15 protein-coding genes are annotated in these 12175 nt (G+C 68.3%); 7 read left to right on the forward strand and 8 right to left on the reverse strand.

What is annotated here, in order from left to right:
• Window positions 1-369 (forward strand): cobalamin-dependent protein (locus Q0379_RS05810; protein ID WP_299005561.1); only part of this gene is annotated, 369 nt, incomplete at its 5' end.
• Here Q0379_RS05810 and Q0379_RS05815 read toward each other — a convergent pair.
• Window positions 366-839 (reverse strand): DUF4112 domain-containing protein, encoded by a 474-nt coding sequence (locus Q0379_RS05815; protein ID WP_299005564.1) that lies wholly within the window; start codon window positions 837-839, stop codon window positions 366-368. The two genes, Q0379_RS05810 and Q0379_RS05815, sit on opposite strands and share 4 nt — an antisense overlap.
• Window positions 840-964: 125 nt before the next feature.
• Here Q0379_RS05815 and meaB point away from each other — a divergent pair, with 125 nt between their 5' ends.
• From meaB to Q0379_RS05835, 4 genes are all read left to right on the forward strand, one after another.
• Window positions 965-1948 carry a methylmalonyl Co-A mutase-associated GTPase MeaB gene (gene meaB / locus Q0379_RS05820; RefSeq protein WP_299005567.1) on the forward strand — a complete coding sequence of 328 codons (984 nt, stop codon included), beginning with the start codon at window positions 965-967 and terminating at the stop codon, window positions 1946-1948.
• An 84-nt stretch (window positions 1949-2032) separates the two neighbouring features.
• Window positions 2033-2344: a hypothetical protein gene (locus Q0379_RS05825; RefSeq protein WP_299005570.1), complete on the forward strand. Its 312-nt coding sequence runs from the start codon at window positions 2033-2035 to the stop codon at window positions 2342-2344.
• 42 nt (window positions 2345-2386) lie between these two features.
• The gene (locus Q0379_RS05830; protein WP_299005575.1) at window positions 2387-2800 is read left to right on the forward strand and encodes a response regulator transcription factor; all 414 of its coding nucleotides are present in this window, start codon (window positions 2387-2389) and stop codon (window positions 2798-2800) included.
• 115 nt (window positions 2801-2915) lie between these two features.
• Window positions 2916-3443, forward strand: a complete 528-nt coding sequence (locus tag Q0379_RS05835) for a DUF4199 domain-containing protein (RefSeq protein WP_299005577.1) — start codon at window positions 2916-2918, stop codon at window positions 3441-3443.
• A 17-nt stretch (window positions 3444-3460) separates the two neighbouring features.
• Here Q0379_RS05835 and cckA read toward each other — a convergent pair whose 3' ends face one another.
• The 6 genes from cckA to Q0379_RS05865 all read right to left on the reverse strand — a co-directional run bounded on the left by cckA (window position 3461) and on the right by Q0379_RS05865 (window position 9652).
• Window positions 3461-5539, reverse strand: coding sequence for a cell cycle histidine kinase CckA (gene cckA, locus Q0379_RS05840; RefSeq protein ID WP_299005604.1), 2079 nt, complete (start codon window positions 5537-5539; stop codon window positions 3461-3463).
• Window positions 5540-5641: 102 nt separating this feature from the next.
• Window positions 5642-6727 carry a flagellar biosynthesis protein FlhB gene (gene flhB / locus Q0379_RS05845; RefSeq protein WP_299005580.1) on the reverse strand — a complete coding sequence of 362 codons (1086 nt, stop codon included), beginning with the start codon at window positions 6725-6727 and terminating at the stop codon, window positions 5642-5644.
• 9 nt (window positions 6728-6736) lie between these two features.
• Complete coding sequence (gene fliR / locus Q0379_RS05850; RefSeq protein WP_299005583.1) at window positions 6737-7492, reverse strand: flagellar biosynthetic protein FliR; 756 nt, start codon at window positions 7490-7492, stop codon at window positions 6737-6739.
• A 15-nt stretch (window positions 7493-7507) separates the two neighbouring features.
• Complete coding sequence (fliQ, locus tag Q0379_RS05855; protein WP_066683014.1) at window positions 7508-7771, reverse strand: flagellar biosynthesis protein FliQ; 264 nt, start codon at window positions 7769-7771, stop codon at window positions 7508-7510.
• A 160-nt stretch (window positions 7772-7931) separates the two neighbouring features.
• Window positions 7932-8234, reverse strand: a complete 303-nt coding sequence (locus Q0379_RS05860) for a hypothetical protein (protein ID WP_299005590.1) — start codon at window positions 8232-8234, stop codon at window positions 7932-7934.
• A gap of 56 nt (window positions 8235-8290) precedes the next feature.
• Window positions 8291-9652: a hypothetical protein gene (locus Q0379_RS05865; RefSeq protein WP_299005593.1), complete on the reverse strand. Its 1362-nt coding sequence runs from the start codon at window positions 9650-9652 to the stop codon at window positions 8291-8293.
• Between the two features lie 386 nt (window positions 9653-10038).
• Between Q0379_RS05865 and Q0379_RS05870 the strand changes: the two genes are divergently transcribed.
• Window positions 10039-10518 (forward strand): ribonuclease H, encoded by a 480-nt coding sequence (locus tag Q0379_RS05870; protein WP_299005595.1) that lies wholly within the window; start codon window positions 10039-10041, stop codon window positions 10516-10518.
• A gap of 1 nt (window position 10519) precedes the next feature.
• Here Q0379_RS05870 and Q0379_RS05875 read toward each other — a convergent pair whose 3' ends face one another.
• Window positions 10520-10897 carry a methylglyoxal synthase gene (locus Q0379_RS05875; protein ID WP_299005598.1) on the reverse strand — a complete coding sequence of 126 codons (378 nt, stop codon included), beginning with the start codon at window positions 10895-10897 and terminating at the stop codon, window positions 10520-10522.
• 172 nt (window positions 10898-11069) lie between these two features.
• On the opposite strand from Q0379_RS05875, the gene Q0379_RS05880 reads away from it, so the two are divergent.
• Window positions 11070-12175: pyridoxal phosphate-dependent aminotransferase (locus tag Q0379_RS05880; RefSeq protein WP_299005601.1), on the forward strand; the 1106-nt coding region annotated here is incomplete at its 3' end.

A 12175-nucleotide genomic window follows, 5' to 3' on the forward strand; every position in this document is an offset into this window, starting at 1 on the left:
CGCGGCCAGAAGGTGATCGCCACGGCCTTCGCCGACCTCGGCTTCGACGTCGACATCGGCCCGCTGTTCCAGACCCCCGCCGAAGCCGCGCGTCAGGCGGTGGAGAACGATGTCCACGTGGTGGGCGCGAGCTCGCTGGCCGCCGGTCACCTGACCCTGGCGCCGGAGCTGAAGGCCGAGCTCGCCAAGCAGGGCCGCGACGACATCCTGATGGTCGTGGGCGGGGTCATCCCGCCGCAGGACTTCCAGGCCCTGCGCGACGCCGGCGCGGCGGCGATCTTCCCACCTGGCACGGTGATCGCCGACGCGGCGATCGAACTGCTGGACAAGCTGAACCGGCAGCTCGGCTATACCCAGGAAGCGGCCTAGGCCGGCTTGCGACGGAAGAGGCCCCGCTTCTTCTGGCTGCGCTCGAAGGCGACCTCTTCGGGCAGGCCGTGACGAGCCTCGATGTCCTTTTGCAGCGCCTTGGCAGCCATCAGGTGGCCGGGGAACAGAGTGTCGACCGCCCAGCCCAGGACCGGCACGGTGTCGGACAGGTTGTCGGCGGCCAGATAGGCGGCCATCCGCCCCATCGTCGCCGGCGACGCCTTGGCGTGAGCCGCATGGAACAGCAGCAGCGCGCCCGCGCCGAGACCATAGGCCAGACCAACGCCCGGCACCCAGGCCAGCACGCCATCGAGACCGATGCCGACGGGGCCGACGCCGATCAGGCGGTCCGAAAGCCGCTTGATCGTCTCGGCCGCGCGCCAGGCGCGATGCGCCTTGAAGCGCTGGTCGTCCACCGGACTGGCTTGCGGCTCGGCATAGGCGGAAGCCATGGAGAAATCGTCGATCATGATCCCAGAACGTTCCGCGTCGTCCGTCGTTGCCTCGACTTCAGATCGTCGACCTTGCGCGGAGCCGCAAGACCGATTGACCGTTTTGGTTTCGCGATCGGCCGGCCTCGGCTAAGCGAGGTCTGGTGAATCCTGGTCTCGACATCGACGCCCTGGAACAGCGCCTGGTCGCCGGCGACCGCGCCGCCTTGGCGCGCGCCATCACCCTGGTCGAAAGCCGCCGCGCCGATCACCAGGTCGCGGCGCGAACCTTGTTGTCGCGCCTGATGCCCCTGACCGGCCGCGCCCAGCGGATCGGGATCACCGGCGTCCCGGGCGCGGGCAAGTCGACCACGATCGAGCGCTTCGGCTGTAACCTTGTCGAGGCGGGCTGCAAGGTTGCGGTCCTCGCGGTCGACCCGTCGTCCGGCCGCCACGGCGGTTCGATCCTGGGCGACAAGACGCGGATGGAGCAACTCAGCGTCCAGCCCAACGCCTATATCCGCCCCTCCCCGTCCGGCGGCGCTCTGGGCGGCGTGGCGCGCAAGACTCGCGAGGCGATGCTGCTGTGCGAGGCGGCGGGTTTCGACGTCGTGATCGTCGAGACCGTCGGCGTCGGCCAGTCCGAGACGGTGGTGGCCGACATGGTCGATATCTTCCTGGCGCTGCTGATCCCCGGCGGCGGCGATGAGTTGCAGGGCATCAAGAAGGGCCTGATCGAGCTGGCCGACCTTCTGGTCATCAACAAGGCCGACGCCGATCCCGCCAAGGCCGAGCGCTCGGCGCGCGACTACCGCAACGCCCTGCATATCCTCACACCCGCCCATCCCGACTGGACGCCGCCGGTGCTGACCGCCTCGGGCCTGACCGGCCAGGGGCTGGATGTGCTGTGGACCCAGATCCAGCGTCACCGCGAGATCATGACCGCCAACGGCGCCCGCGCCGCCCGGCGCGCCGACCAGGACGCGCGATGGATGTGGGCGATGGTCGAGGACCGACTTCGGGAAGCGTTCAGGACAGCGCTCGCGGTGGCCGCCTTGGCGCCGAACCTCGAAGCCTCGGTTCGCGCCGGCGAGGTGCCGGCTTCGGTCGCCGCGGATCGCCTGCTCGCCGCCTTTGGGCTGGACTGACGTCGTCCCAGGCGGCGTACGGTTTCGGGACCAGAGTTGTCGACGCTTTGGCAATTGCGTCGGTTTGGGTCTAAAGACCCCGCCATGCTCAAGAAAACGATCGTCAGCAAGGTCACCGATCCCGCCGCAGAAGCCGACCGCGCGTGGTTCGCGGCCAACGCCGAGCGCCGGTTCCGCCTGCGCGATCCGGCGCCGCTGGAGTTCAAGGACCCGCTCGGCGATCCCGGCGACGGCTTCTCCTGGCGGGTGCTGGTCGCCCTGTTGCCGGATGGCGGCCGCCTGCGCCTGCCGGTCTCGCTGTCGTGGGAGCTGCACAACGACCACGCCAAGGACCAGCACCTGCGCATCCTGTTCGACCAGATCGCCCCCGCCGAGGCCAAGGCGCGACTGGGCTGACAGCCCATTGACGACAGCCGGGGATCGCGCACCCTCGGCCGCATGACCCGGACGATCCTGATCTGGGCGCTGATCCTTGCGATCGGCGCCTTCATCCTGCAGTGGCTGGAGCAGCAGTTCCTGCTGCGCGTGCTGTCCTGGAAGATCTACGCGGGCCTGATCGGAACGGCCTTCGCGGCGGCCGGCGTCTGGGTGGGCTGGAAGCTGGCGGCCCGCGCGCGTCCTGAGATCTTCCAACGCAACGACGCCGCCCTCGCCTCGCTGGGCTTGACCGGGCAGGAAGTCCGGGTGCTGGAGCGGCTGGCCGCTGGACGGTCGAACAAGGAGATCGCGCGCGACCTCGGCCTCTCGCCCAACACCGTCAAGACGCACGTCGCCAATCTCTACGGCAAGCTCGAGGTCAGTCGGCGGACACAGGCGGTGGGCAAGGCGCGCGAGCTGGCGCTGATCCCTTGACCGCCGCCCAAAGGCGCGAAACCGTCGAATTCACCCTTTCGGGCGATACCGCCGCAACGACGTTGGCGGCAAGCCTCGGGACGCGTCGCAGGGGGCGACGCGGAGGAGGAATGACATGTCCCGCGCTATCCTGGGCTACGGCCTGATCTCGGGCGCCATCATCATCGGCGGCATCATCATCACTGTCCTGATCGGCGGCGACGCGCCGCATTCCAACGTCTGGCTGGGCTATCTGATCATGCTGGTCGGCCTGTCCTCGATCCTGCTGGCCATCAAGCAGCACCGCGACAAGGTCCAGGGCGGCGTCATCAAGTTCTGGCCCGCCTTTCTGATCGGCCTCGGCGTCGCGGTCGTGGCGAGCCTGGCCTATGTACTGATCTGGGAGGTCTATCTGGCGCTCACGCACTACAGCTTTATGGAGCAGTATGTGGCCTCGACGCTGGCCCAGAAGAAGGCCGCTGGCCTGAGCGGCGAGGCCTACGCCAAGCTGGCCGCCGACCTGGAGGCGATGAAGCGATCCTACGCCAACCCGCTCTACCGCATGCCGATGACCTTCGCGGAAATCTTCCCCGTCGGCCTGATCGTGGCCCTGGTCAGCGCGGCGCTGCTGCGGAACCCGCGGTTCCTGCCGGCGAAGGTCTAGGCAGTGGGCAGGCGGCCTTAGGCCGCCTGCAGCTGCTGCTTGACCCGCTCGGCCAAGGTCTTGATGTCGATCGGCTTGGGCAGGAAGGTGACTCCCGTCTCGCCTTCAAGCAGGTCGCTGAACTCGGCCTCGGCATAGCCGGAAATGAACATCACCGGCGCGGTCCCGAGATAGCCGCGCGCCTTCTTCAGCAAGGTGGGGCCGTCGATGCCGGGCATGATCACGTCGCTGATCAGGAGGTCGATCGTGCCGGCGTGCTCCTCGGCGATCAGCAGCGCCTCCTCGCCGTCGGCGGCCTCCAGCACCTCGTAGCCGCGGGCGCGCAGAAGGCGGGCGGCGACGCTGCGAACGGCGTCCTCGTCCTCGACGAACAAGATGCGGCCGGCGCCCGAGAGGTCGCGAGCCGCGCGCGGCTTGGCCGGTTCGGCGGTGGCGGCCTGAGCGGCGGCGACGCCCGCCGGGGCGTCGTACACCGGCAGGAAGATGCGGAACGCCGCGCCCTCGCCCGGACGGCTGTGGACGTGGATCCAGCCATCGCTCTGCTTGACGATGCCGTAGACCGTGGCCAGGCCCAGCCCCGTGCCCTCGCCCACCGGCTTGGTGGTGAAGAACGGATCGAAGATCTTGCCCATGACGTCGGGCGGGATGCCGGGACCGTCGTCGCTGACCTCGATGAAGGCGCAGTCGCCGTCGGCGGCGGGGAACCCCAGCTGGATGGCTTCGTCGCGGTTCAGGCGCGCGGTGCGGATGCGCACGACGCCCCCCCCTTTGGCCGCCCGCACGGCGTCGCGCGCGTTGACCGCCAGGTTCATGACCGCCGTCTCGAGCTGGCTCTTGTCGGCGCGGACCTGCGGCAGATCGCGGCCGTAGTCGGTGATCAGCTTGACGTCTTCGCGCAGCAGGCGGCGCAGCAGGACCTCGAACTCCGAGATCAGTTCGCCAAGGTCCAAGACCTCGCGCTGGACGGTCTGCTTGCGCGAGAAGGCCAGCAGCTTGCGAACCAGGTCGGCGGCGCGCACGCCCGTCTGGCGGATCTCGTTGAGGCCCTCGTAAGAGGGATCCCCGACCGGGTGGCGATGCAGCAGTTCGTCCAGGCGCAGCTGGATGGCGGTCAGCAGGTTGTTGAAGTCGTGGGCGACGCCCCCGGCCAGCTGACCGATCGCCTGCATCTTCTGAGCTTGGGCCAGCTGCAGCTCGATCTGCTTCTGCTCCGAGACGTCGATCATATAGGCCACGAGGCGGCCTTCGGCGCGGTAGAGGTAGAGGTGAGCGATGCGGGTCGCGTCGCGGGCCAGACGCACCTCGTAGGGGCCGGCGCGGCCCTCGGCCAAGCGCGTCTCGGCGTCGGCGCGCGAGCCCGCGTCGATCAGGTCGCCGAACACCACGCCGGCCTTGGCGCCGGTCATGGTCGTCAGGGCCGGGTTGGCCTCCAGCACGCGGGAGGTGAATGGCTCCAGGCCTTCCAGCAAGGCGGCGCCGAAGGGCGAGGCGCCCGCGAAGGCGTCCAGCGAGTTGGGCGGCGGCGCGGCGCGCTCGGCCGCTGGCGCGAGCGCGACGGGCTCGGCCACGGGTTCGGGCGTCGCGACCGGCGAAAGGCGGATCAGCAGCCGGCCGCCAGGCAGGCAGGAGACCTTGGCGAGGTGATCGGCGTCGCCAGCGCGCAGCGCGCCTTCGGCCATCTCGCCATGGCGAGCCTGGATCATGGCGGCGAACAGGCCAGCGCCCGCCACGCCCTTGGGCAGACGGCGCTGGGAGCCCATCAGGGCGCGCCAGGCGGCGTTGGCGGCCAGCACCCGGCCATCCGGCGCGGCCAAGCTGGCGGGTTCGCTCAAGGCGGTAATGAAGGTCTCGGCCTGGTCGGTATCATCGCCGCTCTGGGCGGTGCCGCGGATGGCCAGCAGGCCCAGCACGGCCACGCCCGCCACGCCCAGCAGCAGCAGCAGGCCCGCCAGCGTAGCCGGCCCCGCCTTCAGCGCCGGCGCGGCGGAAAAGCCCGCCGCCGCCAGGAAAAACAGCGCCGCGCCCGCCAGCCACGGATCGAAGCGCCGACGTCCCACGCCGGCCAAGGCTTTGTCCTGGAGGTGAAGATCGGCCATCGGCGGCATGAATACCTTGGTTACGGCGAGGCTGCGACTCACCGGAGATCGTTGAAACAGTAACCTTTCCCGAGGGCTAGGTCACATTTGCGGAAATCGAACCTACAGCGGACGGGCCCGTGACTGGGGCTTCTTGCCGTTGAGGATGAAGCTGATGACCTTCGCCACGGCCTCGAAGTGCTCGACGGGGATTTCCTCGTCGACCTCGACGCTGGCGTAGAGGGCCCGCGCCAGGGGCGGATCCTCAAGCACCGGCACCCCGTGCTCCTCGGCGATCGCGCGGATCTTCAAAGCCAGCTCGTCGACGCCCTTGGCGACGCAAAGCGGCGCGGGCGTTTCCCCGGCCTCGTATTTCAGCGCCACGGCGTAGTGGGTCGGGTTCATGACGACCACCGTGGCCTTGGGCACCTGCTGCATCATCCGCTGGCGCGAGCGCTGCATCTGGATCTGGCGGCGCTTGCCCTTGATGTGCGGGTCGCCGTCCGACTGCTTGAACTCTTCCTTGACCTCCTGGAGGGTCATCCGCATCCGGCTCATGAAGCGCTGGCGTTGCCAGAACCAGTCGAAGGCCGCGGTTCCGGTCAGGAAGATGATCACGGCGACCAGCAGCGACTTGGACAGCTTCATCGCCTCGGGCAGCATCAGAGCGGGGTCGAGACCCACCAGATTGCGCACCTCGCCGACATGCGGCTTCAGCACCATCCAGGCGATCAGGCCGGTGACCAGGAACTTTACCGCCGACTTGGCGAACTGGACGAAGCCGTCGATGCCGAAGATGCGGCCCAACCCCTTGATCAGATCAAGCTTGCTGAAGTCGGGCTTCAGCTTGGAGGGCGTCAGAAGGAAGCCGGACTGAGCGATGTGGGCGACCGCGCCACAGGCGGCCGAGACCAGCATGACCAGGATCAGCGGCGGCAAGGCGGCCATGGTCGCCTGCTTCATCACCACCATCGCCCCGCCGCTGGAGAGGTCGATCGTGCCGGCGTGGGCGATGAACGGGTAGAGCGCGGCCGAGAGGTCGCGGGTCAGCCAACCGCCGGCCAGGATCACCACCGAAACGGCGCCGACCAGCGAGGCCAGTTGCGGGATGTCGGCCGACTTGACGACGTCGCCCTTGGCGCGCGCGTCCGATAACCGTTTCGCCGACGGCTCTTCTGTTTTCGACTCGGGATCCGTATCGTCCGCCATGCGCGCGCCTTAAGCGAAGACCTGCAGGAGCTCGCGATAGCGGTCGGTCCAGACCATCGCGATGCCGCCTAACGAGAGGGCCAGCAGCGACAGGCCCAGGATCACGCTGAGCGGCGAAGCGACGAAGAAGATCTGGAAAGCGGGCATGACCCGACCCACCAGGCCCGTGGCGAGGTTGAAGACCAGCGAGAAAACGATCACCGGCGCGGCCAGTTGGACGCCCAGGGAAAACGACTCCGCCACCGTGCGCACGGCCAGGGTGACGGCGTCGTTGACCGGCACGGCGCGCGTGAACGGAAACAGAGTGTAGGACTTGACGATCGCGCCGATGAACAGGTGGTGCAGTCCCGTCGCCATGATCAGCGTCAGCCCCATCATCGACAGGAAGCTCGCCACCGCCGTGCTCGAGCCCTGCATCGACGGATTGGTGGTCTGAGCGAATGACAGCGTCGTCTGCAGCGAGATGATTTCGCCGGCGGTCGTCAGCGAGATCATGAACAGGCGCAGCACCGAGCCGATCATCAGCCCGATCAGGATCTCGTGGATAATCGCGCCGACCAGGCCGCCCAGGGTCGTCGGGATCGGCGGCACGGTGTCCTGAACCAGTGGTCCCAGCAGGATCGCCATCAGGAGCGCGAAGGATAGACGGATGCGCGGCGGAACCGATTGATCGCCAACGCCGGGCATGGTCATGACCATGGCGCCCACCCGCGAGAACACGAGGGCGGCGACATAGACCTGAAACGCCGTGGCGAACGCGTTCACGCCCCTGCCCTTCCGCTACAGGCCCGCGATGCGGGCGGCGATCTGGCGCATGAAGGCGCTCATCAGCGCGCCCATCATCGGCAGGAAGATCAGCAGCGAAATGAAGATCGCGACGATCTTCGGCGCATAGACCAGGGTCTGCTCCTGGATCTGGGTCAGGGCCTGGAACAGGCCGATGGCGACGCCGACCACGAGGCCGACGATCAGCACTGGCGCGCACAGCTTGAGCGTCAGCCAGATCGCGTCCCGGCCGACATCTAGAACCTCGGCGCCCGTCATCGAAAGCCTCTTGGGAATCGGCCGCCAAAGGCCGTGGAATCGAGGGCTTCAGCTTGGGCGAGATATGGTTAACGAGGCGTTAGGAGTTAACCTTCCGATGGCCTTATCCGGTAGGCCGCGACGGCGCGTCGCGGCCCGTGAGCGCTCCAGAGGAAGCGCTTTATCGGATGCGGATCCGCACCGGCACCTGGATGTAGGAGCCGGCGCGGCTCTTGCCGTCCGGGCCCAGCAGATCGACCTGGAACTGCGAGGCCATCGATAAGGCGGCCTGGCCGACGCCGAGCTCGCTGGGGGTTTCGTCCTGGACCGTGCAGGCGGTCAGGCGCCCGTCGTTCTTCACCAGGCAGTTCAGCAGGGCGACGGCCTCGCGCGGCTGCGAGGCGGGGACGAGCATGTCCGAAGCGGTCTTGGCCGGAACGGGAGTGGCGACCACGGCGGCGGCCAAGGCGAGCGAAGCAATCACGAGTTCATCCCTTTACTTGTCGTTCTTCTGGCGGGTCCGCCGCGTCCCGTTTCGGGTCAGACCGCCGGAGCTCGCTGGAGACGTTGCAGGCCTTGTGCCGCCAGATCGGTCAGCGAGCGCAGGCCCAGCTCCGAGAAGATGTCGAAGGCCGCGGCCAGGGCCACGCCAGCCCGCGCCAGGCGACCGTCGTCGCGACCGGTGATATCGACCCGCGCCTCGTAAAGGCGGGCGAGGTTCATCTGGGCCACCGCCCAGCTGGCCGGATCGCGCGCGCCGCGCACCTCGGCCAGCTCGGCCTTGAAGGCCAGCTCGGCGGCGTCCAGCACGGCCAGGTCGGCGGTCAGCTCGGCGCAGCGCGCCAGACACAGGGCGCGGTTGTTGGCGACATGGGCGCGAAGGGCCAAAGCCGGCTGGACCTTCAGGATTTGCGTGGCGCGATCATAGGCCGAGACGGCTTGCTCGAAGACGCGCTCGTTGGTGGTCGCCTCGCCCATGGTCTGCAGGACCGCGCCAAGCAGCGCCTGGGCGCGGGCCCAGTCCATCGGACTATGGTCCAGCGAGATGACCTGCCCCGCATCGGTGATCGCCTGGACGCCCTCGCCGATGCGGGCGATTTCGCCGTCCAGGTCGCCCAGTTGCACCAGGGCGGCGCCGCGGAGACACTCCAGTCGCGCCCACACCAGCGGCTCGAAGTCGGAGTCGAGTCCATCAAGTGCGCTCTTGGCCTCGGTCACGGCAAGTTCCGTCAGAGCGCGATCCTTCAGGCGCGCGGCGCAGTTCAGGATCAGATCGATGCGATGGGCGCGCTGATCGGCCAGCAGCAGCCGCGCCGCGCCGCCCTTGGCGCGCTTGGCGGAGGCCAGGGCGCGCAGCGGCGCCTCAAAGGCCTGGACAGCGGCCAGGGCGCGGTCGAGGTCGCCCGCCTCCAGGGCCGCTCGACCTTCCAGGGCGGCGGAAAGGGCGCCGCAAAGCGCGGTGCGGTGTTGGGCGGGCGTCCGAGCCAGGGTCGAGATAGCGGCGGCCACGAGACCCTCGTCGCCGAACAGCTCGGCGCCTTGCAGCGCCATCATAACCTGCTCGCAGCGAGCGGCCGCGAGACCATCCTGGCGGCGCTCGGCCTCGAAGATCTTCACGGCGGCCTCGGCCTGGGCGGCGCCCTTGCGCAGCGCCGTGGCGTCGCCCGTGCGGCGGGCCAGTTCGCGCCAAATCACGGCGGCTTCCAGAAGGCGCGCGCCGCGCTCCTTGGTCCCCAGGCGACTGGCCACGACGTCGGCCGAGCGGGCCTCGTTGGCCAACAGGCGCGTGTCGAGCAGCTCCAGCAGCGAGGTGTCGCCGCCGGTCAGGCCGTCGCGCCAGGCGCTTTTGGCCTCGGCCTCGACACCGAACAGCCGCTTCAGATCTCGTCCGAATTCGAACATGGCCAGCGTACTCCACTTGGGGACGTCCCAACCCGGGACAGCCGTCGAAGGTTCAACGCCCAAGCAGCAAAACCGGAGCCAGCAGCTTTAACAAGTGGTTAATAGGTCTTTACGACGCATTAACCATAAATATTTCCCAAGCCTTTACGCCTCGCCGCGAACCTCGCCCAAAATGGCTGGAGACGGATCGATTTGGCACACTTTTTGCTTTGGCGAACTCGCCAACCGCCCACCTCAGGGGGCATTTCTTAGAACGACGTTCATTGATCTTAAAATGACGTTAACTATAAGTTTTAGGGCGATGTTTACTTTCTGTTCGCGCCCTCTCCCCCAGCTTCGCCGAAGCAGGTTAGAACCCCGGCCAGAACGTTGAATGGGAACTCGCCATGGTCGCCGTCACCCTTTGGATCGCCAGCCTCTGCCGCCAGGACCCGAGCTATGGCGGCTGGGCGTATGTGCGGCGGATCGACGGCGAGACCGGCGCCGCCGCGATCAAGGGCGCGGCGGGCGGCGAGCGGCGCACAACCGCCGCCAAGATGAGCCTGACGGCGCTGACCGAGGCTCTCGAAGGCCTGTCGGACCTGCCCGCCGACGCCGCGGTGACCCTGCGCTTTTCGGACCTCGACCTCGCGAGCCAACTGGTGACGACCGACGGCGACTACGCCACCGCCGAGCCGGACGCTTGGACGGCCGCCCGCGCCGCGGTGGCCGCGCGGCCCGTGCTGGAGATGGTCCCGGCCTCGCCCGGCGAAGAGGCCAACGGCTTCCTGGCCGCCTGGGCGGAGTTCGGCCTCGACACCAGCAAGTCGCGCGGGACCTTCAAGGCCGCGATCCCCAAGCCGAACCTGATGAAGTTCCCCGGCTGACCTAGCCCCTGCCGGCGACGATCAGGTCGGCCGTGGCCGGATTGCAGGCGAACGGAATGTCGGCCAGCGTCGCCATGCGGATCAGCGCCTTGACGTCGACGTCGTGCGGCTGGGGCGACAACGGATCGACGAAGAAGATCAGCACGTCCAGTCGCCCCTCGGCGATCATGGCGCCCAGCTGCTGGTCGCCGCCCAAGGGCCCGCTCTTCAGGCGCGTGAGATCGAGACCCGGCAGCGCCTCCAGGATCCGACCGCCCGTGGTGCCGGTCGCGAATAGCGACTTGTCCTTCAGGAAGTCCGCGTGCGCCCTGGCCCAGTCGACCAGAGCGGCCTTCTTGTCGTCGTGGGCCACGAGGCCGATGGCGAGAGGCGCGGGCATGGAAAAGACTCCTGGGCAGGCGGAGCCGCACTCATTTCGCGCCTCGAGGGCGATGGCAAGCCTGACGCTGCCCGCGCCTTGGGCAGGATGGCCGTCGCGCGCCCTCCCCCTCTTGCGCGATCGCGCTCGGAGGTTCGTCCTGACGGCTCAGGCCAAAGGGGACGAAACGAGAATGACCACGCGGATATCCGACGAGCCGGCGCTGGGACGCCGCGCCTTCCTGCGCAGTGCGGCGCTGATCGCGGCCGCGGCGCCAATCGTGACCGAGGCCAGCCTGGCCCACGCCGCGGCCCAGACGACCACCGCCCCGCCCTCCGGCATGGCGCTGCACGGCCAAAGCTCCAACGCCCCGCCGTCCGGCGCGGTGCTGATCAACGCCAATGAGAACCCGCTGGGCCCGAGCAAGGCCGCCTGCGACGCCATCGCCCGCGTGGCGCCGCTGGGCGGTCGCTACGACCTCAATGGCGAGACCGATCTGCTGGTGCGGACCTTCGCGGCCCAGAACGGCCTCAAGCCCGAATACGTCGCGGCCTACGCCGGCTCGTCAGAGCCCCTGCACTACAGCGTGCTGGCCTTCACCTCGCCGACCAAGAGCTTCGTCACGGCCGATCCGTCCTACGAGGCTGGCATGTACGCGGCCAAGACCAGCCAGGCGAAGGTGGTGAAGGTGCCGCTGACCGCCGATTGCGCCCACGACGTCAAGGCGATGGTCGCCGCCGACGCCCAGGCCGGCGTCATCTACATCTGCAACCCGAACAACCCGACCGGCACGGTCACCACCAAGCAGGACATTGTCTGGGCGCTGGAAAACAAGCCGGCGGGATCGATCCTGCTGGTCGACGAGGCTTACATCCACCTGACCGAAGAGCCGGACACGCTGGACTTGGTGGCCCAGGGCAAGGACCTGATCGTCCTGCGCACCTTCTCGAAGATCTATGGCATGGCGGGCATCCGTTGCGGCTTTGCGGTGGGCCGCCCCGACTTGCTGGCCAAGCTCAAGCCGTTCGGCCAGAACGCCATGCCGATCACCGGCTCGGCCGCCGCCCGCGCTTCGCTGGAGGACCCGAAGCTCGTGCCCCTTCGCCGCAAGATCATCGGCGACACCCGCCGCGACACGATCGCTTGGCTGAAGGCCAATGGCTACAAGGTCATCGGCGACCCGCAGACCAACTGCTTCATGATCGACACGGGCCGCAACGGCAAAGCCGTGTTCGCCGCCATGAAGGCCAAGAACGTCCTGATCGGCCGCACCTGGCCGATCTGGCCCAACGCCGTCCG

Source organism: uncultured Caulobacter sp. (genome assembly GCF_937900395.1).
In the GTDB taxonomy this organism is placed as follows: domain Bacteria; phylum Pseudomonadota; class Alphaproteobacteria; order Caulobacterales; family Caulobacteraceae; genus Caulobacter.

Excerpts from the sequence above, each read along its gene's own strand:
- Q0379_RS05815 (WP_299005564.1), bottom strand. The coding sequence starts at position 839 with ATGATCGACGATTTCTCCATGGCTTCCGCCTATGCCGAGCCGCAAGCC.
- Q0379_RS05825 (WP_299005570.1), top strand. The coding sequence starts at position 2,033 with ATGCTCAAGAAAACGATCGTCAGCAAGGTCACCGATCCCGCCGCAGAA.
- Q0379_RS05830 (WP_299005575.1), top strand. The coding sequence starts at position 2,387 with ATGACCCGGACGATCCTGATCTGGGCGCTGATCCTTGCGATCGGCGCC.
- Q0379_RS05835 (WP_299005577.1), top strand. The coding sequence starts at position 2,916 with ATGTCCCGCGCTATCCTGGGCTACGGCCTGATCTCGGGCGCCATCATC.
- cckA (WP_299005604.1), bottom strand. The coding sequence starts at position 5,539 with ATGGCCGATCTTCACCTCCAGGACAAAGCCTTGGCCGGCGTGGGACGT.
- flhB (WP_299005580.1), bottom strand. The coding sequence starts at position 6,727 with ATGGCGGACGATACGGATCCCGAGTCGAAAACAGAAGAGCCGTCGGCG.
- fliQ (WP_066683014.1), bottom strand. The coding sequence starts at position 7,771 with ATGACGGGCGCCGAGGTTCTAGATGTCGGCCGGGACGCGATCTGGCTG.
- Q0379_RS05865 (WP_299005593.1), bottom strand. The coding sequence starts at position 9,652 with ATGTTCGAATTCGGACGAGATCTGAAGCGGCTGTTCGGTGTCGAGGCC.
- Q0379_RS05870 (WP_299005595.1), top strand. The coding sequence starts at position 10,039 with ATGGTCGCCGTCACCCTTTGGATCGCCAGCCTCTGCCGCCAGGACCCG.
- Q0379_RS05875 (WP_299005598.1), bottom strand. The coding sequence starts at position 10,897 with ATGCCCGCGCCTCTCGCCATCGGCCTCGTGGCCCACGACGACAAGAAG.